We start from the raw sequence: 25,482 nt of genomic DNA on the forward strand, positions 1-25,482 counted from the left end.
AATTGCGGCAACAGGTTGCCCATGACTGGCAGCTATCCCAACACCCGCCTTCGCCGCACTCGCTCCACCGGATGGAGCCGTGCCTTGCATCGCGAAACCGTGCTGACTTCGGCGGATTTGATCTGGCCCTTATTTGTCACTGATGGTGAGGGAGTGGAAGAGAAGATTGCGACGCTGCCCGGCGTCTCGCGCTGGTCGGTTGACGGCATTGTGGAGCGCGCGAAAGAGGCGATCGCTCTGGGTATTCCGGTCATCGCCTTGTTCCCCAACACTCAGGCGGACAAGCGCAGCGATGACGGCGTAGAGGCGCACAATCCCGACAATCTGATGTGCCGTGCGATCCGTGCGATCAAGGCAGAGTGCGGCGATGAAATCGGCGTGCTGACCGATGTCGCGCTCGACCCCTACACCGCGCATGGGCAGGACGGCCTGCTCAATGATGCGGGTTATGTGATGAATGATGAAACGGTCGCGATGCTGGTCGATCAGGCCCTGAATCAAGCGGAGGCAGGCGCGGATATCATCGCCCCATCAGATATGATGGATGGGCGCATTCACGCAATCCGCATGGCGTTGGAAATGGCCGGGCACACCAATGTCCAGATCATGAGCTATACCGCGAAATATGCGAGTGCTTTTTATGGGCCGTTCCGCGATGCAGTTGGCTCTGGCGGTCTGCTGAAGGGCGATAAGAAAAGCTATCAGATGGACCCTGCCAACACCCTGGAGGCCTTGCGCGAGGTGGAATTTGACCTAGCCGAGGGGGCCGATAGCGTAATGGTAAAGCCGGGCCTCGCCTATTTGGATATTGCAGCACGCGTTAAGGACCAATTTGGCGTTCCTGTGTTCGCCTATCAGGTCAGCGGCGAATATGCGATGATCGAGGCTGCTGTTGCGGCGGGCGCGGGAGACCGCGATGCTCTGGTTATGGAGACATTGCTGGCGTTCAAACGCGCGGGATGCTCTGGGATACTCACCTATCATGCCGCCCATGCGGCACACCTTTTGAATGGCTGACTTTCGCCACGAGACGGAGCGGCTCGTCCTGCGCGATTGGCGGGAGGAGGACTGGCCAGAGTTCTGGGAAGGCACAAACACGCCAGCGGTGATGCAATGGCTGGGCGGTGTGATCGACGAAGCCGGTCAGGACAGCGCGCGTCGTCGGTTAGAAGGGTATCATGCCGATCACGGCCACACTTTCTGGGCGGTAGAGCGTAAATCAGACGGAGCAATCCTGGGATTTTGCGGCCTAAAGCGCTGCAATGAACCCAAGGGGCCAATAGGCGATATGGAGGCGGGATGGCGCCTACGCGAGAGCGCATGGGGCCAGGGTTACGCGAAAGAAGCGGCTTTGGCCTCGATTGAGATCGCCTTTCGCAAATTTGGCGCGCCCCATGTCATTGCGCTGACAGTGGATGGCAATGCCGCAAGCTGGGGCCTGATGAAAAAGCTCGGGATGCGGCGCCGGCCCGATATGGATTTCCCAGACACCGTCTCTTGGGCAGAAGGCGAAAACATAATCGTCTACCGAATCGAGAAAGACGAGTGGGAAGCACAAAATGGGTGAGATTGTGCTGACGACCGAGCGATTAGAGCTGCGCCAGATTGGCGAAAATGACCTCGAAGCACACCTACAGCATCTTAATACCCCAGCTGTGATGGCCAAGCTGGGCGGTCCGCGCACGGCTGAGCAGTTGGCGGAGAAGCACGAGGCCTCGCGCGCTGGTTTTGCGCAGGATGGGTTCGGCTTTATGTTTGCGTTTGACCGCAAAACCGGCGATCTGGTCGCGCATTGCGGGATGAAGCGCGTTTCTAACCCGCTTGCGCCCAATATTGGCGATCATGAGATTGGCTGGCTCGTGCGCGAGGATCGCTGGCGCCAGGGTCTGGCAGAAGAAGCCATGCGCGCCGTGATCAATTGGGCGTTTGATACGCATAACGCCTCTCATCTGGTCGCGCTTACCAGCGAGAGCAATATCGGCAGTTGGAAACTTATGCAGAAGCTCGGCATGCAGCACCGTCCAGAGCTTGACTTTGATGACCCCTTTTTTGCCCCCGAACACAATCCGACCATTCAATACTCGCTCACTCGCGAGCAATGGGAGAACCATATATGAACTCCGCCTCGCAGCACCCCGGTGTCAATATCATCGCTATCCACGGCAAGACGCCCAAGATCCACGAAACCGCATTTATCGCGCCTGGCTGTACCATCATAGGCGATGTTGAGATCGGCGTAGGCAGTTCGATCTGGTACAATTGCGTGCTGCGCGCGGATGTTGCACCAATCCGCATTGGCGAGCGCACCAATGTGCAGGATGGCAGCGTCCTGCATTGCGACGGGCCAAAACCGGGCGATCCCGATGGCTGTCCGTTGATCATCGGGGATGACGTGCTGATCGGTCATATGGCGATGGTGCACGGCTGCACGATTGCGGACCGCGGGTTTGTGGGGCTGGGCGCGATTGCGATGAATAAGTCCGTTATCGGCTCTGACGCCATGCTGGCAGCGGGTGCGATGCTGACCGAGGGTAAGGTGATGGAGCCGCGCATGCTGTGGGCAGGCCGCCCGGCGAAGCCGCTGCGCGAGCTAAACGATGCCGCGATTGCCGGTATGCGGCTGGGCGTGGCGCATTACGCCGAGAATGCGAAGCACCATGCTGAGGCGGTGGCCGATGCTATGTCTGCGTCTTAGCTGGCCGACGTTTTGAAATAGCGTGCCATATGCGGAATAAAATCCGCTTTCCCGATCTCCAACCCCTTCATCCTCAAGATCGCATAGGCAATTGAGAGGTGAAAATAGAAATTGGGTAGAGAGAATTCGGTTACATATTCCTCCGCGCTCATTTCAAAATGAAACGCGCCATCGCCGATTGCGAACTCGACCCGAGTTTCGGGTGTGGGCAGATCGTCCGGGGCAATGGTATCGAGCATATCAGCTGTTTTTGACACCAGCGCTGTTGTTTGGGTGAATTTGGTTAGATCATCATCGCTCGACGTGAAGTTGCGTACCCCAAGGCGCTGCATGGCTTCGCCTGGAATATTTGTAACAAAGCGGATTTGTGTCGCCAGCGGGTGCATATCCTCGGCCAGTTTTGCCCTAAGCAGTGCATTACCATCAGCATGGTTTTCCGCCTTCGTCAAAAGACCATTGAGCGTATCGAGGCGCGATCGATAGGTTGCAACGGATTGATCGTAAAAGCTCATCAGGCATCTCCCCTTTGCCAAGATGTTTAGCGATCAAACCAAAGGTTCCAACCTAATCTTTCACAAATGCCCTTAGGTTGTCCAACCGGTCCGCTTCGTGCACTGGCTTGTCCCAGCGGATGCGGTGGATGCGCGGGAAACGCATGGCTAGGCCGCTCTTGTGGCGCTTGCTCGAATGGACACTGTCAAATGCGACCTCGAACACCAGTGTGAGCTCCACCTCGCGCACCGGGCCAAACCGATTTAGCGTCGTCTGGCGCACAAGCTTGTCGAGCTTCTTCAGTTCTGCATCGGTGAAGCCGGAGTAGGCCTTGCCCACCGGCAGCAAAGCCGCGCCTGCGTCTGGATCGCCGTCCCAACAACCGAACGTGTAGTCCGAATAGAAGCTCGACCGCCTGCCAGAGCCGCGCTGCGCATACATCAGCACGCAATCCACCAGCAGCGGGTCGCGTTTCCACTTATACCACAGGCCGACCTTGCGCCCGGGGACATAGGGCGCGTCTCTGCGCTTCAGCATCAGGCCCTCGATTGCATCCTCGCGCGCGCCCTCGCGGATTTCGGCGAGATGCGCAAAGTCGCGCGCCGCAACTATTTGCGAGAGGTCAAAGTGACTGACTGGCAAGCGCGGCATCACCGTCTCCAACGCCGTACGGCGTTGCTCCCAACCCAGCTCGCGCAGATCTTCGCCTTCCAGCAGCAAGACATCATAGAGCCTCACGAAGGCAGGCAGCTCAGCGAGCATCTTCTTACTCACTTTCTTGCGGCCAAGTCGCTGTTGCAAGGCGTTGAAGCTGGCTGCGCCGCCTGCCTCGCCGCCTTGGACTGAGCCGCGCACCATCAATTCGCCATCGACCACAGCATCAATTGGCAAGACATCGAGCAATTCGGGGAAGGTCGCCGAGATATCATCGCCAGAGCGGGAATAGAGCCGCGTCTCGCCCTTCACCCGCACCAATTGCACGCGAATGCCGTCCCATTTCCATTCTGCGGCATAGTGAGTGAGGTCCAACTCCTCTTCCTCCAGAGGATGGGCGAGCATAAATGGCCGGAACATGGGACGGTTGGTGACATCAGGCGGATCCCCGCCATCGGCCGCCCAGGCGAACAGCTCCGCATAGGGCGGCTCCAACGCGTGCCAATATTCCTCCACCTCCTCGACCGAGACATCGAAGCTTTGCGCAAAGGCCGTCTTCGCGAGCCGGGCAGAGACCCCGATCCGCATGCCGCCAGTCGCAAATTTGATCAGAGCAAAGCGGCCGTTCTCATCGAGCCGGTCGAGCAGTTTGGGCAGTTCGGTGGGGGCGCTGGCGCGGGTGAGGGCGGAGAGCGTCTCCACCACCTCCGCAATGCTAGGTGACTTATCAGCAGAAGCACTGCCTTCTGGCCACAGCAGGCTCGCGGTTTCCGCCGTATCGCCAACGAAATCGCGGCTCAGCGTCCATAAGACCGGGTCGACGCGCTCTTTTAGAAGATTGCGGAACGTGTTTGCCTTCACCGCTGGAAAATCAACTGATCCCGTCAGAGCCGCTAATGCCCATCCGCGATCAGGGTCGGGTGTCTCGCGCAAATAGGCCGCGATCAACGCCAGCTTACGATTGCGGCTGGTCGTATAGACAAGTGCATTGAGGAGGGCGGCGAATTCTTCCACCTATTCGCCCTCTTCCTCGCGCCCGATCATTGCCAGCGCGCGCGCTTTTCGCTGGCCCAGTTCGCACCACCGCAGCAGCGCCTCTTCGCGGCCATGCGTGATCCAGGTTTCCGCTGGATTCACCTCTTCGATGGTGTCGGTCAGCTCGTTCCAATCGGCGTGGTCAGAGATGATCAGCGGCAATTCAACGCCGCGTTGCCGCGCCCGGCCGCGTACCCGCATCCATCCGCTCGCCATGGCGGTAATTGGGTCGGGCAGCCGCCGTGACCAACGATCGTTGAGTGCCGCCGGTGTCGCGACCACAATATGCCCGCGCATATCATCCTTGTCCGCGTCCGCGACTAGCTGCAGCTTGCCCAGATCCACGCCATGCTCTTCATACAGGTGGCACATCTTCTCCATCGCGCCGTGGAGATAGATCGGCTGGTCATGGCCCGCCGCGCGCAGTTCTGCGATCACGCGCTGCGCCTTGCCCAAAGCATAGGTGCCCACCGCGACGCATTGGTCGGGATTGGCGGCGAGTACACCAAGCAGTTTGGCCATTTCCCGCTCAATTGGTGGGTGAACGAACACAGGCAGGCCAAAGGTTGCCTCGGTGATAAACACGTCACACGGCACCACTTCGAACGGAGCGCATGTGGGGTCGTGACGCCGCTTGTAATCACCGGTGATTACCACTCGCTCTCCCGCATGCTCCAGCAGGATTTGCGCGCTGCCCAGAACATGTCCAGCGGGTACAAAGCTGGCCTTTACGCCGCCAGGCAGGCTGATCGTTTCGCCATATTGCACCGGTGTGGCCTTGGAGGGGATCTCCCCCTCACCGTTCTCGATACCAGTGCGATAGCGCAGGGCCATAATCGCCAAGGTTTCCGGCGTGGCGATGGTTTCTCCGTGCCCGCCGCGTGCGTGATCGGCATGGCCGTGGGTCACCAGCGCTCGGTCAACCGCGCGGCCGGGGTCAATCCAGCAATTGGCAGGGACGATTTGCACGCCCCAAGGCTCAGGCCGGATCCAGGAGAATGGGTTGCTCATGGTTTAGATACGAAAAAGGGCGCGAACCGTATGCTGGCGCGCGCCCTTTCCTTTAATTTTGTGCAGCTTAGCCCTCGCTATCGCCGCCTCCCGTGTCGCTGCCGCCCGTATCGCTGCCAGAGGCCTCGGGCTTGGTATCGCTGCCATCCTTTGCAGGTGGTGCCTTTTTTGCCGTGGGCTTTTTCTTCGCCGGCGCCTTGCGCTTCGGCTTGGCCTTGGGCGGGGCGGGGGTAAGTTCGAAGGTTGGCTTACCGTCCTTGATCCCAACATGCACTTCACCGCCATCGGCCAGCTTACCGAACAGCAGCTCTTCGGCGAGTGGTTGCTTGATCTTATCTTGTAGCAGACGGCCCATTGGCCGTGCGCCATAGAGCTTGTCATAGCCCTTGTCGGCCAGCCAATCGCGCGCATCACCGTCAAACTGGATGTGTACGTTTTGCTCGGCCAGTTGCAGTTCGAGTTGCAGGATAAACTTGTCGACCACGCGGGCAACAGTGCTCTTGCCAAGATAGGCAAATGGCACGATTGCATCCAAACGATTGCGGAATTCCGGCGTGAACATCTTCTTCACAGCCTCGCTGCCTGCATCTTCCTTAGACACGTCACCAAAGCCGATGCCCTGGCTCGCCATGTCGGATGCGCCGGCATTGGTCGTCATAATCAGTACGACATTGCGGAAATCGACCGTTTTGCCGTGGTGATCGGTCAGACGGCCATTATCCATCACCTGAAGCAGGATGTTGAACAGGTCCGGGTGAGCCTTCTCGATCTCGTCGAGCAGCAGGACACAGTGCGGGTTCTGATCAACCGCATCGGTTAAAAGGCCCCCTTGGTCGTAACCAACATAGCCCGGAGGCGCACCGATCAGGCGCGAAACGCTGTGGCGTTCCATGTACTCAGACATGTCGAAACGCTTCAGCTCAATGCCCATGATCGAGGCGAGCTGACGCGCGACCTCGGTCTTACCAACGCCGGTTGGACCGCTGAACAGGAAGCTGCCGATTGGCTTGTCCGGATCGCGCAGACCAGCGCGGGACAGCTTCATTGCTGTCGACAGGCGGTGGATCGCTTCGTCCTGGCCAAACACGACGTGTTTGAGATCGCGTTCGAGGTTCTCGAGCGCCTTCTTGTCGTCCTTGCTGACTGATTTCGGTGGGATGCGCGCCATTGTCGCGATGACTTGCTCAATCTCGCGCGCAGTGATCTTCTTCTTGCGGCGACTGGGCGGCAGCAGCATTTGCATCGCGCCAACCTCATCAATCACGTCGATGGCTTTATCCGGCAGTTTGCGATCATTGATATAGCGTGCGGACAGCTCGACCGCCGTTTTCAGTGCATCGGGCGTGTATTTCACATTGTGATGCTCTTCAAAGGCGGTCCGAAGCCCTTTGAGGATCTTAATGGTGTCTTCCACCGTCGGCTCATTCACATCGATTTTCTGAAACCGGCGCAGCAGCGCGCGGTCTTTTTCGAAGTGATTTCGGAATTCCTTGTAGGTGGTTGACCCGACACAGCGGATGGTGCCGCCGGACAGGGCCGGTTTTAGCAAGTTAGACGCGTCCATCGCCCCGCCGCTGGTCGCGCCTGCGCCGATAACGGTGTGAATTTCATCGATGAAGAGCACCGCATGCGGCATCCCTTCAAGCTCGGTCACAACCTGCTTCAAACGCTCCTCAAAATCACCGCGATAGCGCGTGCCAGCCAGCAAGGCGCCCATGTCGAGTGAGTAGATCACCGCCTCGTTGAGCACTTCTGGCACTTCGCCTTCGACGATTTTGCGCGCAAGCCCCTCGGCGATCGCGGTTTTACCAACGCCGGGATCGCCGACATAGAGCGGATTGTTCTTGCTGCGGCGGCACAGGATTTGGATTGTCCGATCAACTTCGGGCCCGCGGCCAATCAGCGGATCGACTTTCCCGGCCTCCGCCTTGGCATTGAGGTTGACGGTGAACTGATCGAGCGCGGTTTCTTTCTTCGCCGCTTCGGCAGGCTTCTCGCCGCCTTCCGGCTGCGGCTCATCAGAACCCTGAGCAGATTTCGCCTCCAGTTGGCGGCCGCCCTTGCCAATGCCGTGGCTGATATAGCTCACCGCATCCAGCCTGCTCATATCCTGCTGTTGCAGGAAATAGACCGCATAGCTGTCGCGCTCAGAGAACAGTGCGACCAGCACATTGGCGCCTGTGACCGTATCCTTGCCTGAGGATTGCACATGCAGAATGGCGCGCTGAATCACTCGCTGAAAACCAGCGGTTGGCTGCGGATCGGCCTCTTCTTCTGTTTTAAGTGATTGATATTCCTGATCAAGATACTGCTTTACGACCTCGCCAAGCTCAGCCAAGTCAACCCCGCATGCGGCCATCACCTGGGCTGCGTCTTCATCATCGATGAGCGCGAGCAACAGATGCTCCAGCGTGGCATATTCATGTCGCCGCTCCGACGCATGGCCAAGCGCATGATGCAGCGTTTTCTCTAGGTTCTGGGCAAAACTGGGCATGGGTCTGATTGTCTCTGGCTTTAGGCTTTAAACGGTTTGGCTAGCTGTTGATCTGCGCGAAAGCGCAGATCGTGGCGTTTGCAGCATATATGGGACGCCCTTTCATAATTGCGACTCTGCACATGGGCTAAACCCACAAGACGGCATAAATCGGGCGAGCGGCTCTGGGATAGACCTATCCGCCGGGCTTCTTAAACAACGCATCGGCCGCTTGCATATGCGCGGCTGTCTTTGCGGAATGAGAAGAAACTCGAGCAATTTCAGCTTCTAACAGAGCGATTCGCTCGTCCAATTCGTCTTGCGAATAGGGCGTTAAATCTTCCACTGCGAGCTTGCTCGCGGCGTCTCCTTTTGTGCGTGGCAGGTCTTCTTCTTCCATATTGGTTCACAACATCGCAAGCGGGACGGCTTGCTGTCAATCCGCGCCATCGTTAATCGCCACCACTACCGAAGTTTCTCGCGTCTGACCCGGGGCAAGGGGCAGGCCAATGAAGCGTGGCAAGGGGCGAACACGATGGTCGATCACAATTCGGCGGCACTTCCGCAGCATATGCAGGCGATTGGTTTCGAGGCGCCGGGCGGACCCGATGTCCTGATGCTGGGGCAAGTGGACGTTCCGCAGCCTGGTCCACAAGACGTTCTGATCCGTGTGGCTTTTGCCGGGGTCAATCGGCCCGATTGCATTCAGCGCTCTGGCAATTATCCCGCGCCTGCTGGGGCCTCACCGATCCTTGGGTTGGAGGTTGCGGGCGAAGTGGTGGCAGTGGGGACTGAGGTTCCTCCAGAAATGCTAGGCAACAGAGTTGCGGCGCTCACCCCGGGCGGCGGATACGCGGAATATTGCACCGCCCCGTGGCAGCATTGCCTGCCTGTGCCTGATGATATGCCGCTCGAAAAGGCCGCTGCTTTGCCAGAGACATTGTTCACCGTGTGGCACAATGTGTTTGAGCGCGGTCTGGCATGCGATGGGGAGCGTCTGCTGGTGCATGGCGGAACCTCTGGCATTGGCACCATGGCGGTCATGCTTGCCAAGGCATTTGGCGCGGAAGTGATCGTGACCTGCAGCGATGATGAGAAGTGCGCCGCCGCACGCGAGATTGGCGCTGATCTGGCGATCAATTATCGTTCGCAAGACTTCGTTGATGTGATCAAGCAGCACACCAATGGCGAGGGCGTGAACATCGTGCTCGACATGGTTTCTGGCGATTATGTTCCGCGCAATCTCAAATGCCTGGCTGAGGACGGGCGGCATGTCACCATCGCGATCCTTGGCGGCGCCAAGGCAGAGATCAATATGGCGTTTGTGATGATGCGCCGCCTTGTGCTGACCGGATCGACCCTGCGGCCGCGCTCTGATGCATTTAAGTCGGCGCTGGCGGAAGAGATCGCGCGCCATGCCTGGCCATTGTTTGTGAGCGAAGAACTAGCCCCGATTATGGATCAGACTTTCCCTTTGGCAGAGGCCGCCGCGGCGCATGCCCGGATGGAAGCGGGCAATCACATTGGCAAAATTGTGCTAGAGGTGTGCGGTGGCTGAAACCTATCACCTGCACGAGGACCCTCGCAGCGGGAATTGTTATAAGATCAAGCTGACCGCAGCGCTCGTCGGGCATGAGCTCACTTCTACTCAATACGACATTCTAAATGGCGAAACGCGCACGCCGAGCTTTTTGCAGAACATCAATGCCAATGGCCGCATTCCAGTTCTTCAAATCGACGGAGGACAAGGCACACGCTTTCTGCCAGAGAGTAATGCGGCATGCTGGTATCTGGCTTCGGGCTCACCGCTCATCCCGCAAGACCGTTTTGCCCAAGCTGATATGCTGCGTTGGATGTTTTTCGAGCAATACAATCACGAGCCCAATGTTGCGACTTTGCGATTTTGGCTGGCGATTGTGGGGGAGGCGAACCTGTCTCCAGAGCAATCCGCTCAAATTGAGGTCAAGAGGGCGGCGGGCGAAGCGGCGATTGCGCTGATGGATCAACAATTGGGCGAGTCGGCATTCCTGTGCGGGGATGATGTGACTTTGGCCGACATTGTCTTGTTTCCATATACCCATGTCGCAGACCAAGGCGGGATCGACCTTGAGGGTTTCGGCCACGTTCGCGCCTGGATTGACCGTATCCAAGGATTGCCAGGCTTTACGCCAATGGCTTGAAGCTCTGATGGGTGAGTTTTAGCGCTCAAGCAATGCCCTTATCCTGAGGAATTGCAGACTGAATTGCGAACCTGGCGACTTCATATGCTGAACTCGCTTGCTCAATGCCGCGCAATTGCCTATCTACGGTCTCGCAACGGCCGCTCCGCAAGGGGCGGCCCTTTTAATTTTTAACGGAGTTTGCCTCATGGCCAAAGCGCCAAAGGAACAACCCAAGCCGCTCATGCCGCACGCGACAGCCACTTGGTTGGTCGATCACACGGGTTTGTCGTTTGAACAGATCGCGGAATTCTGCGGTCTGCACATTCTCGAAGTTCAAGCGATGGCGGATGATCTTGCGGGCAGCAAGTACACCGGCCGCGACCCGGTTCATGCCGGTGAGCTGACCCAAGACGAAATCGACAAAGGTCAGGCAGACGCCAATTACGCATTGGTGATGCAGAAGGCTCCGGTCGAAGTGACTCGGACCAAAGGCCCGCGCTACACGCCAGTGTCAAAGCGTCAGGATAAGCCAGATGGGATCGCTTGGATCCTGCGTAGCCATCCTGAGGTGTCCGATGCGCAAATCTCGAAGCTAATCGGGACGACTCGCAACACGATCGGCGCGATTAAAGAGCGTTCGCACTGGAACATTCAAAACATTCAGCCGAAAGATCCGGTAACCTTGGGCCTGTGCTCGCAACGAGAGCTTGATGCGGTTGTTGCCAAAGCGGCCAAGCGCGCCGGCGTTGTTGCGGAAGAAGTGCCGACAGACGGCGATGATCGCAGCGACAAGGAAAAACTGATCGAAGAGCTGCGGGCAGAGCGCGACGCCAATGTCAAAGCCGCCGCAGAAGCTGCGCAAGAGGCGGAAGCCGAAGCATGGCTGGCCGCAAAGCGCGAAGCAGAAGAGAACGGCGATGTTGCACAGACGGTGCCTGGCTACGCAGAGGAGCCAGCGGCTGAGCCGGAGCCAGAGCCTGCTCCCGCAGCCGAAGAAGAAGAGACCAAGGACGACTGATCTCGCGCCATTTGGCTTTGGCGTTTCAGTTTGAGCCGTGATGAAAGGCCGCCTGCAGGAACCTGTGTGGCGGCCTTTTCGTATTCGCTGCGCATTTCACGCGGTAGCGGCCAAAATGGCTCAAAAAGATACTATGCGCCGCGTAGAATCGCTTGTGACTTTTGATGGGATACGTCATGCTACTGACATGAATGTCAATAACGCGCCGTATCACCATCCCACCCCATGGGATTCGCAATTTGAGCTAATGAGCTTGCCGGCTCTGCTCGAACGCTCGGTTCGTAGTGATCCGAGCGCGCCCTTGCTGTATTTTCTGGGTCGCACGTTCTCTTATCGAGAGATTTTTACCGAGGCTCAGCGGTTCGCGGCTGGCCTTAAAGCAATGGGTATCGAAAGGGGCGACCGGGTCGGCCTGTTTCTTCCCAATGTCCCGATCTACGCCTCGGCCTATTATGGAGCGATGATGGCGGGCGCGATCGTCGTGAACTTCTCGCCACTCTACTCGGTTGAAGAACTGGCCTGGCAAGTTGAGGATTCCGGAACGCGCGCGCTCGTAACGCTCGGCGTTCCAGAGCTTTATGAAACTGCTTCCAAAGTGCTCAGCGCCTCTGCGCTCGAAACGCTGATCGTCGGCTCGCTGCCCGATATGCTCACCGGCCTGAAGAGCCTCGCGTTAAAGACCCTTGGCCGCAGTAAGCTCGCCAAGGTTGAATTCAGCGCAAACGTGAAAAGCTGGGCCGAAACGCTTGGTGCTTGGGATTGGAGTAGTTGGGAAGCGGGAACACCTTCGACCTTGCCGGTGATTGATCCAGCCGAGGATCTGGCGCTGCTGCAATACACCGGCGGGACGACCGGGCGGCCCAAAGGCGCGATGCTGGGCCATGCGCAGCTCGCCACAAACGCTCAGCAAGTCGCCGCAATCAACCCATTCGGCAAAGGTTCGGACGAGGTGTTCATGGGTGCACTGCCGTTCTTCCATGTCTTCGCCAACACCGCTTTGCTTAATCACGCAGTCGTGAGCGGAGCCTCAATTGCGATTGTGCCGCGGTTTGAGACCAAGCAGGTGCTGCAAACCATCCAGAAATACAAAACTACGGGCTTTCCCGGCGTCCCAACCATGTTTCAGGCGTTGCTCGATCATCCAGATCTCGCCAAAACTGACGTGTCCTCGCTCAAGGTCTGCATTTCTGGCGGCGCGCCGATGTCAGCGCCGGTTCATGCCAAATTCGAAGAAGTCACCGGCGTGCGCCTGGTCGAGGGTTATGGCCTCACCGAAAGCTCCGGCGTCGTGTCGGTCAATCCCTACGCGGGCACGCGCAAACGCGGTACCATTGGCCAAGTTGTGGCGGGCACCGAGATCCTACTGCTGGACAAGGAAGACCCAGCCAAACTCGTGCCGGCGGGCGAACCCGGTGAACTCGCCATTTCCGGCCCTCAGATTATGCGTGGCTATTGGAACCGGCCAGAGGCGGCGGCGGACGTATTCATTGAGCATAATGGCAAGCAATGGCTGCGCACCGGCGATGTTGCGACCTTCGATGAAGACGGTTTTCTAAAGATCGTCGATCGGATCAAGGATATGATCGCGGTTGGCGGCTTTAAGGTTTTCCCGAGCCAGGTTGAGGACGTCATTCTCGAAAACGATGCGGTGAAGGAGGCACTCGTGATCGGCATGCCTGACGACTATAAGGGCGAAGTGCCGAGGGCCTTCGTGACTTTGGCAGACATCGGCGCTGATTCGGAGAAAACCGCGGTGGAATTGCGCGATTGGCTGAATGGCCGGATCGGCAAGCATGAGCGGGTCGACAAAGTCGTAATCCGCGATGAATTGCCCAAGACGATGATTGGCAAGCTGGACCGCAAGGCCTTACGAGCCGAAGTGATCACTTAGGAGCGCGCTCACCGAGCGCAATTTGGCTTTAAGCCGCCTCAAACAAAAAGGCCCCGGAAAATCCAAGGCCTCTCGCTATCGTTTGCATGTGTCGCTGCTCGCTTATTGCGCGATCTTCAGCTGCGGCTCTTCATCGCCGCTTGGCTTGGTGCCGCCAGCTTTGGGCGCGGCTGGCTTTGCTTCAGGCTTGCGCCGATCGTTTGGGGCAAAGCGGCCGTCAACCTGAGCGCCTTGCTCAATCGTCAGTGCATCATAATGCACATCGCCTTCGATTTGCGCGCTCTTCAGGATCACCAATTCGCGAACATTGATTGAGCCTGTTACGCGGCCAGAAAGGCGCGCGGTCTCTGCCATGATCCCGCCGGTTACCAGCGAAGTTTCGCCCTGAACCAGCGAAGTGCATTTGATGTCGCCCTCAACCGAGCCATCGACGTGAAGGTCAGCAGAGGCGGAAACATTTCCTTTGATCGAAACGTCAGAACCGATCACCGAAAACGTTGAAGAATTGGATGGCATGGATTTTCCTCGGGGCTTGTCTTGAGGGTTAGTCTGAGGCGGTGCGGGCTGATTTGGCTCCGCGGGCTTCTTTGAGAACATTGGGGGCGGTCTCCAGGAAAGGGCGCGGATTTACCGCGTGGTCATTGATACGCACTTCAAAGTGCAGATGCGGTCCGGTCGAACGGCCAGTGCTGCCGATTGCGCCGATGGTTTCACCAGCGGCAACTTGCTCGCCTTCGACAGCATCAAACCGCGACATGTGAGCATAGCGTGTCATCATGCCATTGCCATGGCTTACTTCAACCACTTTGCCATAGCCAGACTTACGGCCCACGAACGTTACGACGCCTTTGGCCGCTGAATAGATCGGTGTTCCAGATGGCCCTTTGAAATCAAGGCCGCCATGCATCGCGCCGCCGCCGTTGAAGGGGTCGCGGCGATAGCCAAAGCCTGATGAAACTGTGGTTTTCGATAGATCGGTTGGCGTGAATTGCGGGACTGATTCCAGGCCGCGTTCAAGCGCTGCCATGCGGGCAAGACTTAGACCGAGGCGTTCGAACCGTGGATCGATGCTGCCATCAGCAGAGGTGGCGAGGATTTCCAGCGGACCACCCATCGCTTCGATATCGGCGCTATCAACCATCAACTTGGGATCAAGGCCGAGTTTGCGAAGTGCATTCTCAGCGCGTTTGGCGCGTTCATCGGCAAATCGTGTTACTCGCTCGACATAGGCCAATTGGCGCGCTTCGATTTTGGCCAATGTCACTGCTTCGGGGAACGAAGCGCTGACTTTTTCGATCATCTCTGCCGTTTCAGAGGTCAGATCGGTGACCGTGCCGCTGGTATCTTTTACATCAGCGGGCAGCGCCTCGGTCATTTGTTCGATGAAATTTTGCCGCGCAGTCAAATCTTCTGCAACGGCGCTCAGATCATCGCCATATGTATCCAAACGCTCTTGCGCGGTGGCCACTTTGGCTGCGTTTTCGAGTAGAGAAAGCCGGTCCACATCTGCCTGATATTTGGACCATGCCATGGCCGCCATTGTGACGGCCCAACCAACAACCAGCACCACGATTGTCGCCGCTGCAATTTTCTGCATGCGCGATGTGAATGTGATGAAGCGGACCTGACCTTGCGAGCGCATAAAGAACTCACGGTCAGGAAACCACTTATCCAGCTGGTCACGCCAGCTGGCGGTGGAACCTTCTTTTAGCAAGGCGAACCCTTTTTTCTCTCTGCCCCAATTCAATTGATCGCGGCGCTACCAAGCGGGCTGCCTAAGGTCGAATCTAAGTGTTAACGGACCGGGCGAAGTGTGAACTTAACGCGATGAAACGTTCATCTGGGTGAAATATTACCGCTAGGCCGCCGTTTTCCGTGGGTTATCGCCTGGAGATTCGCACTGAGAGAATCGCCCGAATCGGACGATTTCGGCTTGCATTTACACCCGATTCGCTTGGATTCAGACCTTGACGTCAGCGGACCTGACAGGGCGGTTTCACAGTGCTATTACCGCTGGATTATGACAGCAATTTCTCCCACTTTGCCTCAGCAAGTCAGCGCTAATGAAATCGTCACAGAGCTGGCAAACTCGGCCCGCGCGGCGCAGCGTCAACTTGCCTCCATGCCGAGCGAGGCGCGTGCCGCCGCTCTGCACCACGCCGCCGATCAATTGCGCCGTGACGTCAGCGTGATCCTGGAAGCGAATGCGAAGGATCTTGCCGCCAGTAAAACGGTAGGCTTGCCAGATGCGATGCTTGACCGATTAGCGTTGGATGAGGTGCGGGTTGAGGGCATTGCTGCGGGCGTGGATGCGGTTGCGCAGCTATCTGATCCGGTAGGCCAGATTGTTGACACCAGCGAGCGGCCCAATGGATTACAGTTGTCGCGGATACGCGTGCCGATTGGCGTCATTGGACTGATCTACGAAAGCCGCCCGAATGTGACGGCTGATGCAGCGGCCCTGTGCGTGCGGGCCGGGAATGCCGCCCTGCTGCGCGGTGGTAGCGAGGCAGTCCACTCGAATCACGCAATCCACGCCGCAATGACGTCAGGTCTTGTCCAAGGCGGCGTGCCAGCGGCGTCAGTGCAGATTATGCCAACACAAGACCGGGCTATGGTCGGCGCAATGCTGAGCGCCAGCGGACTCATCGATATGATTGTGCCGCGCGGCGGCAAGGGATTGGTTGCACGGGTTCAGGCCGATGCCCGTGTCCCGGTGCTCGCCCATCTTGATGGCATTTGTCACACCTATGTTCATGCCGACGCGAACCCTGCAATGGCGCAAGAGATCGTCCTCAATGCCAAGATGCGGCGTACAGGTATCTGCGGTGCGATGGAGACACTGCTGATTGATGCGCACTTCCCCAAGGCGGCGGACCTCGTCAAAGCCCTGCTGGCTTCAGGCTGTGAAGTGCGCGGCGATGGCCGGGCGCAAAGCCTTGATCCACGCATAGAACCTGCCGGGCCGGAGGATTGGGATACCGAATATCTCGACGCCGTCGTTTCCGCTGCGATTGTCGACAATATGGGCGAGGCACTCTCGCATATTGCGGAGCATTCCAGCGCGCATACCGATGCGATCATCACAGAAGATCATTCAGCGGCGGAACGGTTTTTTGCCAATGTCGATAGCGCGATTGTAATGCACAATGCCTCGTCGCAATTTGCCGATGGAGCTGAATTTGGCCTGGGCGCGGAGATTGGCATTGCTACCGGGCGGCTGCACGCTCGTGGGCCTGTCGCGTTGGAGGGTCTGACCACTTACAAATGGCTGGTGCGCGGCACTGGCCAGGCGCGGCCATAAGCCGATCGCAAGCGGTATGCGCAAAGGCCTGCGAACTGGTCTGCTGGGTGGCAGTTTCAATCCCGCGCACGGCGGGCATCGACGAATCACGCTGTTTACGATTGATGCGCTGGGCCTGGATGAGGCCTGGTGGCTTGTCTCGCCCGGCAATCCGCTAAAACCGCGCAAGGGCATGGCGCCGCTATCGGCCCGTCTGCAATCGGCGCAAAAACAAGCACGCCGGGCGCGGATCGTGCCGACCGCCATCGAGCAGCAGCTCGGCACGCGCTTTACGCTCGATACTTTGCGTGCGCTCAAGCGCCGCTATCCCAAGCGCGAATTTATCTGGCTGATGGGCTCGGACAATCTGGCGCAATTCCACCGGTGGAAGGCCTGGCGCGATATAGCGCGCACAATGCCGATTGCGGTGATCGCAAGGCCCGGCTATACTGGCCAGGCTATGGCGAGCCCCGCTATGGCCTGGCTCAGGCGCTACCGAGTGCCCGCCGCCAGTTTTCAAAAACGGGGGCGATGGAGCGCACCTGCACTGGTGTTATTGCGTTTCGATCCTGACACGCGTTCGGCCACGGCAATTCGCCGTGCCAATGCGGATTGGGCGGCGCAATATTCGCAGGCAGGCGTGCGAGACCGGCTGACGTTCAGGCGGATCCAGGCATCGGAGGGAGTATGAGGCGCATATTCGGCGTTTCTGATCCTGCATTTACCCACCCCAGTATCTGGAGTTCTATATTCGCCTATGAATCAGGCACAAACTTCCGCGTCCAATGCCAATGTGGCCCCGCCAGCAGGCGGCGCAGCTGATATGGCGAAGCACGAATTGCACGAATTGGTGATGCGTCAGCTGGACGATGATCAGGCTCAGGAAATCGTCTCGATCCCGCTTGAGGGAAAGAGCTCGATTGCCGATTACATGGTGATTGCATCGGGTCGCTCGACCCGGCAGGTGGCCGCTATCGCTCAGAAATTGGCTGAAACGGTTAAGCAGGCTGGGCATGGCCCGGTACGCATTGAAGGCTTGCCAGCGGCCGATTGGGTGCTGGTCGATGTTGGCGATGTGGTGGTGCATCTGTTCCGTCCAGAAGTGCGCAGTTTCTACAATCTGGAAAGGATGTGGGCGTTCGACGGCGAAGTCGGCATGGGTAAAGCTTAGTTTTCTGACTTCAAGAGCCAGCGGTGGCATCCGCCGCCTTGGCTTATCCTCGCTCACGCGATCAAAAATCGCATCGCTGCGGGCGGCCTCTTGGCCTTGCTGCCCGTTGTACGGGCTGGATCGGTTCGGCGTCGCACAGCTTTCGTGCTTTACAACACTTCCTTCCACCAATGGGAGCTCTGACCATTCTCCTTCATGTCATCGCTCGCGGAAAGATCGCCCGCTCGCCCGAGGCGGAGCTGGTAGCGCGCTATGAAAAACGGCTGACGTGGCCGGTGAAACTCACCGAATTGCCGGAAACTGGCGGGAAAGTGCCTGATCCTCAAGCGCCGCTTAAGACCGTGCTGCTCGATGAGCGCGGCAAAACTATGAGTTCCGAAGATTTCGCCGCACTGCTTGGCCGCTGGCGCGATGACGGCATTCGCGAGGCCCGCTTTGTACTTGGCGCTGCGGATGGGCACAGCCGCGAAGAGCGGGCCGAGGCGGATTTGTTGCTAGCGTTTGGTCCCGCGACATGGCCACATTTGCTCGCCCGCGCGATGTTGATGGAGCAGCTCTACCGCGCCTCAACCATTCTTGCAGGTCACCCCTATCATCGCTCGTAGTGATCGGGCAAAAGGGCACGCATGAAGAGGCAAATCTCAGCTACCGCAGGCGCTATGGCACTGGCGATTGCGGGTTTTGCGGCGCTTGTCCCTGATGGCAATGCTCAGCGCAATATTGCGCTGCTTGATCCGGCTGAGGCGCGCCAGCAATTGGCCCGCGCTCAGCGCGCGGCGGCGGATGCGCAAAAACGCGCTGCTGAACTGACGGAAACGGCAGAGAACTCTGCGCTTGCTGCGGAAAAGACAGCAAGTGAGGCTGCGGCCTTGGCGGCGCAGGTCCAACAATCCGAAGCGGAGATTGCGGCGGCTCAGGCGCGCTATTCTCTGGCACAAACGCGGCGCGAGGAGCTAGGCGCGCGCTTGGCGGAGCGGCAAGAGCCCTTGGTGCGCTTAACCGGCGCGCTGCAGGCGATGTCTCGCAGGCCGCTGGCGCTTTCTGCATTGCAGCCCGGCTCTCTGCGTGAAACGGTTTACGTGCGTGCGGTTCTCGACAGCGCCGTGCCGCAAGTGCGCGCTCGCACCGCTGCCTTGCGCAGCGATCTGGACGAAGGCCGCGCGCTGGAAGATCAAGCACGCGAATCGCTTGCTGATCTGCGCGGTAGCGAAGGCGTTTTGCAGGAACGCAGAGCCGCGCTCACCCAATTGGAGGCGCGTCAGCGACGGGACTCGAGCGAAGCCCGCGCTATTGCCGCGCGCGAGAATGAACGCGCATTGGCGCTGGCGGAGGACGCACGCGATCTCGATGGTCTGATCGGCGAGCTGGGCAATGCGAGTGAATTGCGCCGCGAGCTTGCGGCATTATCCGGACCAGTCCTACGGCCCGTTCAGCCAAGCGCATCGCAGGTGTCGATCGAACCATCGCCGACCCCGTCACAGACGGCCGATGAAGTTGCCCCGCCAACCGATTTTCAGCTCCCTGTTCAAGGCCGTACGGTTGCTGGCTTTGGCGCGCTTCGCGACAGCGGATCTCGCAGCACCGGCGTGGTGATTGCGCCCGCTGCCGGAGCGCAAGTGATCGCACCTGCTGCTGGCCGAGTGGCGTTTTCAGGACCGTATCGGGGATTCGGGCGAATCGTTATTATTGAGCACGAAAATGGCTGGACCAGCCTGGTCACTGGCCTTGCGACCAGCGATGCGGAGGTTGGCGATCAGCTGGTTAGCGGCAGTCCATTGGGCGTCGCCGCCAATCAGGATCCTGCAATAACGATTGAACTGAGGCGCGCCGGAAAGCCGGTTAACCCACTGCAATTTCTGTAAGAATTGTAGGGCACAGGCCTGCCGAGCCGTCGCCCTACCACTTCCCATCCCACGCAGAACCGCGCGGTGTGATGCACAAAATTCATGTGGTCGCTCTCATCTGGCATTCAGACAGTTTGCGCGATACACATGGCATATTACGCCAAAGGAGTCCTGCGTGCCCAAGAAGTTTATCGCCCTGCTGCAAAGTGCAGCGCTCGTGACCACCATCGCGCTTATCCCAACCGCCACGGCCAGCATGGCTCAAGTGGAAGGCCGCGCTGGCCCAGAATTTTCGAAATTGTTTGCCACCTATCAACGGATCAAGGCGAGCTATGTCGAGGATGTCGAGGACGAAGTGCTGGTTCGCGGTGCGATTGACGGGATGCTGGCGGCACTTGATCCGCATTCGGCATATCTCGATGGCAGCAGCCTGCAGCGCCTCAATACCTTGATCGATGGCAATTACTCCGGTCTTGGCCTGTCCGTGGTGATGGAAGACGGCGCGGTGAAAGTGATCTCGCCATTCCGCGGCAGTCCCGCAGAAGGCGCCGGCATTAAAGCTGGCGATTTCATTACGCACCTTGACGGCGATCTTATTTATGGCGGCGACTTGGACGATGCCGTTGCGCGGATGCGCGGCGAGGCTGGCACCTCGATTGAGCTAACGATCTTCAGGGCAGGGCGTGAAGAGCCGTTGGAGGTGTCCGTCACACGTGGCGTGATTGAGCTAGAGCCGGTCACGCACAAGCTGGAGGCGGGCAATGTCGGCGTTATCTCGGTCAACGAATTCTCCGCTGATGTCGGCCAGGACGTGTTCAATGCATGGCAAGCCATCCAGACCGAAGCGACCGGCCGGGTCAGCGGCCTGATCCTTGATCTGCGCTCCAACCCGGGCGGCAGTCTGGACGAGGCAGTCGCCTTGTCCGACCTGTTCCTCGACAAGGGTCGGATCGTATCGCAGCGCGGCCGCGCTCGCGGTGAAACCCTGCTGTATGATGCCGAAACTGTGTTCCGCGGCGATATGGCAGAGGGCACTCCGGTAATCGTGCTGATCGATGCGGGCTCTGCATCGGCTTCTGAAATTGTCGCAGGCGCTTTGCAAGATCATCGCCGTGCGCTGGTGATGGGTGATCGCAGCTTTGGCAAAGGCAGCGTCCAATCGTTGCTGCCGTTGGGCCGTGACACCGCTCTTAAGCTGACCACCGCGCGTTATTACACGCCGTCGGGTCATTCGGTGCAAGAAGGCGGGATCAAGCCGGATATCACCGTGCCGCAATTGTCCGATCCCGATTATGCGCTGCGCAGCAAATATGTGACGCGTGAGAGCGATCTGCGCGGGCATCTGGTCAATGAGCTGGGCCTCAAGGACGACGAACTTGAAGGCGACAAGATCGATGATCCGCGCTTCAAACTGACCGCTGAACAGCTGGAGGAACAGGGCGTTGAGGACTTCCAATTGCATTATGCGTTGGAGACTTTGCGCCGCACGACAGCAAGTTCGGTGGCGCTGCGGGAATAAGCCGCCTAAAGCGGGCGCGTTATGGCTGATTTCTCGCGGTTGAAGGCCGCTCAAACTCTGGCATTTGCGCTCCCGGCGGGTTTGCTGGGCGGTGCATACGTCTCGCAATATGGCTTTGACCTGTTTCCGTGTGAAATGTGCTGGTGGCAGCGCTGGCCCCATTTTGCGGCGCTCGGCTTTGCGATTCTGGGGTTCTTTGCCGCGCCAAAGCGGCTGTGGCTTGGCCTGGCTGGACTGGCTGTAATCATCTCAGGATTGATCGGCGGATTTCATGCCGGCGTTGAATATGGCTGGTGGGAAGGCATCACCGGCTGCGCGACCATTCCTTCGGGGCCGGGAGCAGCGGCGTCGGTCATGGACACCAGCACACCTCTGGTGCGCTGTGATGTTGCGCCGTGGAGCCTGTTTGGCGTTTCGCTAGCGGGTTGGAACTTCCTCTTTTCATGTCTCGGTGGGATCACCATCTTGGCACTGATAGCCAAGCAGGAGCGAGCATGAAACGCGAAGACATCCACCGCATGATCCGCGTTGATCAAGCCGGAGAATTCGGCGCGACGCGGATCTATGAGGGTCAGCTGGCAGTCATGGGCGATCGCGGGCCGCACAGCCAGGAAATCGCGCATATGGCAGAGCAAGAGAAGGTTCACCGCGAGAAATTCGACGCTTTGATGGCAAAGCGCGGCGTGCGGCCGACCGCGCTGCAACCGTTCTGGTCGATAGCAGGCTATGCTTTGGGTGCTGGCACAGCCTTGCTCGGCCCAGAGGCGGCGATGGCCTGCACTGCGGCGGTCGAAACCGAGATCGATAAGCATTACTCGGATCAGCTCGACGAACTTGAGGCAGACAATGCTGACCCAGAGCTGGCTGAAATGATTGAGAAATTCCGCGAGGAAGAGCGCGAGCATCACGATGCGGCGATTGCCCATGGGGCGGAAAAAGCACCTGCTTACGGGCTGCTCTCAGGCGCGATCCGATTGGGCTGCCGCGCGGCGATCAAGATCAGCGAGCGTATTTAGCCTGCGCTTGATGTACCAGGCCACGCTTCAGCCATGGTTCACGGCGAATGGTGTGATATAGCGCTCAGAAATTCATGTGAGGAACATTCGATGACGTCGCTGCCCCGTAAGACCCTGATCGCCAGTCTCGCGCTTGGTATGTCCGCCATGCTTGTGGCTGCGCCTGCTTCGGCTCAGGAGGGTGAGGCGCTGCCCGATGATGTGCAAACCGCCTATGTTTACGGCGATGACGATGCCCCGCCGTGCCCCGAGGGTACGATTTGCGTGATCGCTAGGCTGCCGGAAGATGATCGGTTCCGTATTCCGCCCGCCTTGCGCTTTTCGGATAATCCGCAAAATACGGCTTGGTCGCGCCGGGTAGAAAGCCTTGAATTGGTTGGCGCTTTTGGCACTTTGTCGTGCAGCCCAACCGGCGCAGGAGGTCTCACCGGCTGTACGCAGCAATTGATCAACGATGCGTACAAGGACAGGGCAGAGGGCCAAGATGTCCGCTTTAGCGAGCTGATCGAGCAGGCGCGCCAAGAGCGTTTATCGAACATTGATGTTGATGCCGCCGCCGAGCAGAGCCGGGTCGAACAGATCGAGCGCGAGTATCTTGAGCGGCTGGAGCGGGAGCGCTCGCAGGCACTGCCAGGTGAAGAGGGACCGCCTGCTTTGACTGAGTCAGAGCCGAGTGAATCGGGCGCAGCAGAACCGGCTGAAACACCCGCTGAGGAAGCGCCGCAAGGCTGAATTCTTGGGTGAGCAGCTAGCGCGCTCGACTCTAGATTTTGTAATAGTCGCGGTACCAGTCAACAAACTGACTGACGCCCTCTCGCACATCCGTTTTCGGTACGTAACCGGTCAGCTTTTTCAGCAAGGTTGCGTCCGCCCAAGTGGCAGGAACATCGCCCTTTTGCATGGGCATAAAATTCTTGATCGCCTTGCGTCCGCAAGCACTCTCGATCGCCTCGACAAAGTCCATAAGGCGCACCTTGTCATTGTTGCCGATATTGACGACGCGATAGGGGGCGGCGGGTGACAGGCTGTCGTATTCAGCAATGTCCTCTGGCGTATCCGGACGTGCTGGTGCGGCATCGATCAGCAATCGGATTCCGCGCACCAGATCTGAGACAAAGGTGAAGTCGCGGTACATGTCGCCATTGTTGTATATGTCGATTGGGGTGCCTTCGAGGATCCCTTTGGTGAACTTGAACAGAGCCATATCAGGGCGCCCCCACGGCCCGTAGACTGTGAAGAAACGAAACATCGTTGTCGGCAGATTCCACAGGTGGGCGTAGGAATGGCCCATTGCCTCGTTCGCTTTTTTGGTCGCGGCATAGAGCGTCATCGGTGTGTCACTCTTGTGCTGCTCATGAAATGGCATTGCATCATTTGCGCCATACACAGAGCTGGTCGAGGCCATGAGCAGGTGCTCAACCGCCAGTTCCCGCGCAACCTCCATTACGTTGAACGTTCCGGTGACATTCGCATCCATATAAGCGCGCGGGTTCTCAAGGCTGTAACGAACGCCAGCTTGGGCGGCGAGATGGACAATCACATCCGGTTTCTCTTGCAGCGCCAGTTCGTGCAGTGTGTCGAAGTCTTCAAGCATCCCAATTTTGCAGCTGAAGTGCTGATTCTGAAGGAGTATTTGATGCCGTCGTTCTTTTAAGCGAACATCATAATAGTCCGTTAGCCCATCATAGCCGACAACTGCGAAGCCTTCGTTCAGCAAGAGCTTTGACAGGTGGAATCCAATGAACCCGGCGCTGCCAGTGATAAGGATCTTCTTCATTATCGTGTCTATCTCCTGCTTTGCCTGTCGTCATCCGCTCGCGCTAAGCCTCCGTGAAGGCTATAACAGTGAATACTCTATGAAATCGAAAATGGCATCTGGCAGAAATCTGAAAATTGCCAAGCAATGGGTTCAGCGCACCCTATGAAACTGATCATTTGGTCACCAATCACGCTGAGAATAAGAAACAGCAGTTGATATAAGGCGCGCAGCTTGCCATGCGCGGCGCACGAAGTTGCAGTAGGCAACCTGGCGAACCAATGCTCGTTCGTAAGGCGGCAAAAGGATGCGGTCGAATGGCAAAAAAGTTCAAAGTCGTTCTTGTCTTTGGCACGAGGCCCGAGGCAATCAAGATGGCCCCTGTCGTCAAAGCGCTCCAAGCCTCGGATACAATCGACGCGCGTGTGTGTGTGACGGCACAGCACCGCGAAATGCTTGATCAAGTGCTATCACTGTTTGAGATCAAGCCCGACTTCGATTTGAATCTAATGCAACCGGGCCAAGGACTGTTCGAAATCACCAGTGGAGCTCTGCTGAGGCTGCGCGAGGTTCTAGAACAGGAAAAGCCGGATTTGGTTCTAGTGCATGGTGATACCACCACGACTTTCGCAGCATCGCTGGCGTCTTATTATTTGCAAATACCGGTTGGCCATGTCGAGGCAGGCTTGCGTACTGGGGATATTTATTCTCCATGGCCCGAGGAGATAAACCGCAAACTGACAGGCGTAATCACTCGCCTACACTTCGCGCCGACGGAGCGTTCCAAAAGCAATTTGCTTGATGAGAACACCGCAACTGAACGTATTCTTGTCACTGGAAATACAGTCATCGACGCTTTGCTCTCGGTGGTCGAGATGCTTGAGGCCGACCCTGCTCAAAGCGACGCATTCGACCGATCCTTTGGGATTGATCCTGACAAAAAAATGATCCTGGTCACCGGCCATCGCCGGGAGAGTTTTGGAAGCGGATTTGAGCGAATTTGTGCGGCATTGGTCGAGCTGGCGAAGCGAGATGACGTTCAAATCGTCTATCCGGTTCACCTTAACCCCAATGTGAAGGGGCCGGTTGAAGATAACTTAGGCGCGATCGAGCAGATCCAGCTCATCCCGCCACAAGACTATTTGCCGTTCGTGCATTTGATGCGCCGGGCCGACATTATTCTGACCGATTCTGGTGGCGTGCAAGAAGAAGCGCCTTCGCTCGGTAAGCCAGTTTTGGTGATGCGTGATACGACTGAGCGTCCAGAGGCGGTTCAGGCAGGCACGGTCAAGCTAGTGGGTACAGACGATGCGATGATCGTTAGCGAAGCAACGACCCTGCTTGATGATTTAACAGCTTACGAATCAATGGCTCGCGCGCACAACCCATATGGCGATGGCATGGCCTCAGGCCGTATTCACGACGCGATTGTCGAATTTGCGACATCCCAGTAATCGAAAGA

26 protein-coding genes are annotated in these 25,482 nt (G+C 58.0%); 18 read left to right on the forward strand and 8 right to left on the reverse strand.

Annotation, left to right across the window (positions count from 1 at the left end; all coding sequences use genetic code 11):
- Positions 1–21 precede the first annotated feature (21 nt).
- The 4 genes from hemB to AC0V6O_RS00145 are packed head-to-tail and all read left to right on the forward strand — an operon-like array spanning position 22 to position 2,695.
- Positions 22–1,017, forward strand: coding sequence for a porphobilinogen synthase (hemB, locus tag AC0V6O_RS00130; protein ID WP_486140984.1), 996 nt, complete (start codon positions 22–24; stop codon positions 1,015–1,017).
- Positions 1,010–1,567: a GNAT family N-acetyltransferase gene (locus AC0V6O_RS00135; RefSeq protein ID WP_486140985.1), complete on the forward strand. Its 558-nt coding sequence runs from the start codon at positions 1,010–1,012 to the stop codon at positions 1,565–1,567. Before hemB ends, AC0V6O_RS00135 begins: the two co-directional genes overlap by 8 nt.
- Positions 1,560–2,117: a GNAT family N-acetyltransferase gene (locus AC0V6O_RS00140; RefSeq protein ID WP_486140986.1), complete on the forward strand. Its 558-nt coding sequence runs from the start codon at positions 1,560–1,562 to the stop codon at positions 2,115–2,117. Before AC0V6O_RS00135 ends, AC0V6O_RS00140 begins: the two co-directional genes overlap by 8 nt.
- Entirely contained in the window at positions 2,114–2,695 is a 582-nt protein-coding gene (locus AC0V6O_RS00145) for a gamma carbonic anhydrase family protein (protein ID WP_486140987.1), read from the forward strand. The genes AC0V6O_RS00140 and AC0V6O_RS00145 overlap by 4 nt, the downstream gene beginning before the upstream one ends.
- Here the strand turns inward: AC0V6O_RS00145 and AC0V6O_RS00150 are convergent.
- From AC0V6O_RS00150 to AC0V6O_RS00170, 5 genes are all read right to left on the reverse strand, one after another.
- Positions 2,692–3,207 carry a DUF1993 domain-containing protein gene (locus AC0V6O_RS00150; RefSeq protein ID WP_486140988.1) on the reverse strand — a complete coding sequence of 172 codons (516 nt, stop codon included), beginning with the start codon at positions 3,205–3,207 and terminating at the stop codon, positions 2,692–2,694. The two genes, AC0V6O_RS00145 and AC0V6O_RS00150, sit on opposite strands and share 4 nt — an antisense overlap.
- A 52-nt stretch (positions 3,208–3,259) precedes the next feature.
- Positions 3,260–4,855: a cisplatin damage response ATP-dependent DNA ligase gene (locus AC0V6O_RS00155; protein ID WP_486140989.1), complete on the reverse strand. Its 1,596-nt coding sequence runs from the start codon at positions 4,853–4,855 to the stop codon at positions 3,260–3,262.
- Entirely contained in the window at positions 4,856–5,887 is a 1,032-nt protein-coding gene (locus AC0V6O_RS00160) for a ligase-associated DNA damage response exonuclease (protein ID WP_486140990.1), read from the reverse strand.
- Between the two features lie 67 nt (positions 5,888–5,954).
- Positions 5,955–8,381, reverse strand: a complete 2,427-nt coding sequence (clpA, locus tag AC0V6O_RS00165; protein WP_486140991.1) for an ATP-dependent Clp protease ATP-binding subunit ClpA — start codon at positions 8,379–8,381, stop codon at positions 5,955–5,957.
- Positions 8,382–8,556: 175 nt separating this feature from the next.
- Entirely contained in the window at positions 8,557–8,760 is a 204-nt protein-coding gene (locus tag AC0V6O_RS00170; protein ID WP_486140992.1) for a DUF1192 domain-containing protein, read from the reverse strand.
- 171 nt (positions 8,761–8,931) lie between these two features.
- Between AC0V6O_RS00170 and AC0V6O_RS00175 the strand changes: the two genes are divergently transcribed.
- From AC0V6O_RS00175 to AC0V6O_RS00190, 4 genes are all read left to right on the forward strand, one after another.
- Complete coding sequence (locus AC0V6O_RS00175) at positions 8,932–9,918, forward strand: NAD(P)H-quinone oxidoreductase (RefSeq protein WP_486145427.1); 987 nt, start codon at positions 8,932–8,934, stop codon at positions 9,916–9,918.
- Positions 9,911–10,540, forward strand: coding sequence for a glutathione S-transferase family protein (locus AC0V6O_RS00180; protein ID WP_486140993.1), 630 nt, complete (start codon positions 9,911–9,913; stop codon positions 10,538–10,540). The genes AC0V6O_RS00175 and AC0V6O_RS00180 overlap by 8 nt, the downstream gene beginning before the upstream one ends.
- Positions 10,541–10,727: 187 nt before the next feature.
- Complete coding sequence (locus tag AC0V6O_RS00185) at positions 10,728–11,540, forward strand: cell cycle transcriptional regulator TrcR (protein WP_486140994.1); 813 nt, start codon at positions 10,728–10,730, stop codon at positions 11,538–11,540.
- Between the two features lie 187 nt (positions 11,541–11,727).
- Positions 11,728–13,431: a long-chain-fatty-acid--CoA ligase gene (locus AC0V6O_RS00190; protein ID WP_486140995.1), complete on the forward strand. Its 1,704-nt coding sequence runs from the start codon at positions 11,728–11,730 to the stop codon at positions 13,429–13,431.
- A gap of 102 nt (positions 13,432–13,533) precedes the next feature.
- On the opposite strand, the gene AC0V6O_RS00195 is transcribed toward AC0V6O_RS00190, so the two are convergent.
- Complete coding sequence (locus AC0V6O_RS00195) at positions 13,534–13,947, reverse strand: bactofilin family protein (protein ID WP_472640248.1); 414 nt, start codon at positions 13,945–13,947, stop codon at positions 13,534–13,536.
- A 28-nt stretch (positions 13,948–13,975) separates the two neighbouring features.
- Positions 13,976–15,145, reverse strand: coding sequence for a M23 family metallopeptidase (locus AC0V6O_RS00200; RefSeq protein WP_486140996.1), 1,170 nt, complete (start codon positions 15,143–15,145; stop codon positions 13,976–13,978).
- Positions 15,146–15,451: 306 nt separating this feature from the next.
- Between AC0V6O_RS00200 and AC0V6O_RS00205 the strand changes: the two genes are divergently transcribed.
- From AC0V6O_RS00205 to AC0V6O_RS00245, 9 genes are all read left to right on the forward strand, one after another.
- On the forward strand, positions 15,452–16,735 hold the full coding sequence (locus AC0V6O_RS00205) for a glutamate-5-semialdehyde dehydrogenase (RefSeq protein ID WP_486140997.1): 1,284 nt from the start codon (positions 15,452–15,454) through the stop codon (positions 16,733–16,735).
- Between the two features lie 16 nt (positions 16,736–16,751).
- On the forward strand, positions 16,752–17,405 hold the full coding sequence (locus AC0V6O_RS00210; RefSeq protein WP_486140998.1) for a nicotinate-nucleotide adenylyltransferase: 654 nt from the start codon (positions 16,752–16,754) through the stop codon (positions 17,403–17,405).
- Between the two features lie 132 nt (positions 17,406–17,537).
- Complete coding sequence (rsfS, locus tag AC0V6O_RS00215) at positions 17,538–17,885, forward strand: ribosome silencing factor (protein ID WP_486145429.1); 348 nt, start codon at positions 17,538–17,540, stop codon at positions 17,883–17,885.
- A 185-nt stretch (positions 17,886–18,070) separates the two neighbouring features.
- Complete coding sequence (locus AC0V6O_RS00220) at positions 18,071–18,490, forward strand: 23S rRNA (pseudouridine(1915)-N(3))-methyltransferase RlmH (protein ID WP_486145431.1); 420 nt, start codon at positions 18,071–18,073, stop codon at positions 18,488–18,490.
- 21 nt (positions 18,491–18,511) lie between these two features.
- On the forward strand, positions 18,512–19,747 hold the full coding sequence (locus tag AC0V6O_RS00225; RefSeq protein ID WP_486140999.1) for a murein hydrolase activator EnvC family protein: 1,236 nt from the start codon (positions 18,512–18,514) through the stop codon (positions 19,745–19,747).
- Positions 19,748–19,904: 157 nt separating this feature from the next.
- Complete coding sequence (locus tag AC0V6O_RS00230) at positions 19,905–21,248, forward strand: S41 family peptidase (RefSeq protein WP_472640254.1); 1,344 nt, start codon at positions 19,905–19,907, stop codon at positions 21,246–21,248.
- Between the two features lie 21 nt (positions 21,249–21,269).
- A complete protein-coding gene (locus AC0V6O_RS00235) occupies positions 21,270–21,746 on the forward strand; it encodes a disulfide bond formation protein B (protein ID WP_486141000.1) in 477 nt (158 codons plus the stop codon).
- Positions 21,743–22,264 carry a demethoxyubiquinone hydroxylase family protein gene (locus AC0V6O_RS00240; RefSeq protein WP_486141001.1) on the forward strand — a complete coding sequence of 174 codons (522 nt, stop codon included), beginning with the start codon at positions 21,743–21,745 and terminating at the stop codon, positions 22,262–22,264. Before AC0V6O_RS00235 ends, AC0V6O_RS00240 begins: the two co-directional genes overlap by 4 nt.
- Before the next feature lie 90 nt (positions 22,265–22,354).
- Positions 22,355–22,996: a hypothetical protein gene (locus AC0V6O_RS00245; protein WP_486141002.1), complete on the forward strand. Its 642-nt coding sequence runs from the start codon at positions 22,355–22,357 to the stop codon at positions 22,994–22,996.
- Positions 22,997–23,027: 31 nt separating this feature from the next.
- On the opposite strand, the gene AC0V6O_RS00250 is transcribed toward AC0V6O_RS00245, so the two are convergent.
- Entirely contained in the window at positions 23,028–24,041 is a 1,014-nt protein-coding gene (locus tag AC0V6O_RS00250) for an NAD-dependent epimerase/dehydratase family protein (RefSeq protein WP_486141003.1), read from the reverse strand.
- A 296-nt stretch (positions 24,042–24,337) separates the two neighbouring features.
- On the opposite strand from AC0V6O_RS00250, the gene wecB reads away from it, so the two are divergent.
- Positions 24,338–25,474: a non-hydrolyzing UDP-N-acetylglucosamine 2-epimerase gene (gene wecB / locus AC0V6O_RS00255; RefSeq protein ID WP_486141004.1), complete on the forward strand. Its 1,137-nt coding sequence runs from the start codon at positions 24,338–24,340 to the stop codon at positions 25,472–25,474.
- The last annotated feature ends 8 nt before the right edge of the window (positions 25,475–25,482 follow it).

The organism is Erythrobacter sp. JB2-19 (assembly GCF_057365005.1).

Excerpts from the sequence above, each read along its gene's own strand:
- hemB (WP_486140984.1), top strand. The coding sequence starts at position 22 with ATGACTGGCAGCTATCCCAACACCCGCCTTCGCCGCACTCGCTCCACC.
- AC0V6O_RS00135 (WP_486140985.1), top strand. The coding sequence starts at position 1,010 with ATGGCTGACTTTCGCCACGAGACGGAGCGGCTCGTCCTGCGCGATTGG.
- AC0V6O_RS00140 (WP_486140986.1), top strand. The coding sequence starts at position 1,560 with ATGGGTGAGATTGTGCTGACGACCGAGCGATTAGAGCTGCGCCAGATT.
- AC0V6O_RS00145 (WP_486140987.1), top strand. The coding sequence starts at position 2,114 with ATGAACTCCGCCTCGCAGCACCCCGGTGTCAATATCATCGCTATCCAC.
- AC0V6O_RS00150 (WP_486140988.1), bottom strand. The coding sequence starts at position 3,207 with ATGAGCTTTTACGATCAATCCGTTGCAACCTATCGATCGCGCCTCGAT.
- AC0V6O_RS00160 (WP_486140990.1), bottom strand. The coding sequence starts at position 5,887 with ATGAGCAACCCATTCTCCTGGATCCGGCCTGAGCCTTGGGGCGTGCAA.
- clpA (WP_486140991.1), bottom strand. The coding sequence starts at position 8,381 with ATGCCCAGTTTTGCCCAGAACCTAGAGAAAACGCTGCATCATGCGCTT.
- AC0V6O_RS00170 (WP_486140992.1), bottom strand. The coding sequence starts at position 8,760 with ATGGAAGAAGAAGACCTGCCACGCACAAAAGGAGACGCCGCGAGCAAG.
- AC0V6O_RS00175 (WP_486145427.1), top strand. The coding sequence starts at position 8,932 with ATGCAGGCGATTGGTTTCGAGGCGCCGGGCGGACCCGATGTCCTGATG.
- AC0V6O_RS00185 (WP_486140994.1), top strand. The coding sequence starts at position 10,728 with ATGGCCAAAGCGCCAAAGGAACAACCCAAGCCGCTCATGCCGCACGCG.
- AC0V6O_RS00190 (WP_486140995.1), top strand. The coding sequence starts at position 11,728 with ATGAATGTCAATAACGCGCCGTATCACCATCCCACCCCATGGGATTCG.
- AC0V6O_RS00195 (WP_472640248.1), bottom strand. The coding sequence starts at position 13,947 with ATGCCATCCAATTCTTCAACGTTTTCGGTGATCGGTTCTGACGTTTCG.
- AC0V6O_RS00205 (WP_486140997.1), top strand. The coding sequence starts at position 15,452 with ATGACAGCAATTTCTCCCACTTTGCCTCAGCAAGTCAGCGCTAATGAA.
- AC0V6O_RS00210 (WP_486140998.1), top strand. The coding sequence starts at position 16,752 with ATGCGCAAAGGCCTGCGAACTGGTCTGCTGGGTGGCAGTTTCAATCCC.
- rsfS (WP_486145429.1), top strand. The coding sequence starts at position 17,538 with ATGGCGAAGCACGAATTGCACGAATTGGTGATGCGTCAGCTGGACGAT.
- AC0V6O_RS00225 (WP_486140999.1), top strand. The coding sequence starts at position 18,512 with ATGAAGAGGCAAATCTCAGCTACCGCAGGCGCTATGGCACTGGCGATT.
- AC0V6O_RS00235 (WP_486141000.1), top strand. The coding sequence starts at position 21,270 with ATGGCTGATTTCTCGCGGTTGAAGGCCGCTCAAACTCTGGCATTTGCG.
- AC0V6O_RS00240 (WP_486141001.1), top strand. The coding sequence starts at position 21,743 with ATGAAACGCGAAGACATCCACCGCATGATCCGCGTTGATCAAGCCGGA.
- AC0V6O_RS00245 (WP_486141002.1), top strand. The coding sequence starts at position 22,355 with ATGACGTCGCTGCCCCGTAAGACCCTGATCGCCAGTCTCGCGCTTGGT.
- AC0V6O_RS00250 (WP_486141003.1), bottom strand. The coding sequence starts at position 24,041 with ATGAAGAAGATCCTTATCACTGGCAGCGCCGGGTTCATTGGATTCCAC.
- wecB (WP_486141004.1), top strand. The coding sequence starts at position 24,338 with ATGGCAAAAAAGTTCAAAGTCGTTCTTGTCTTTGGCACGAGGCCCGAG.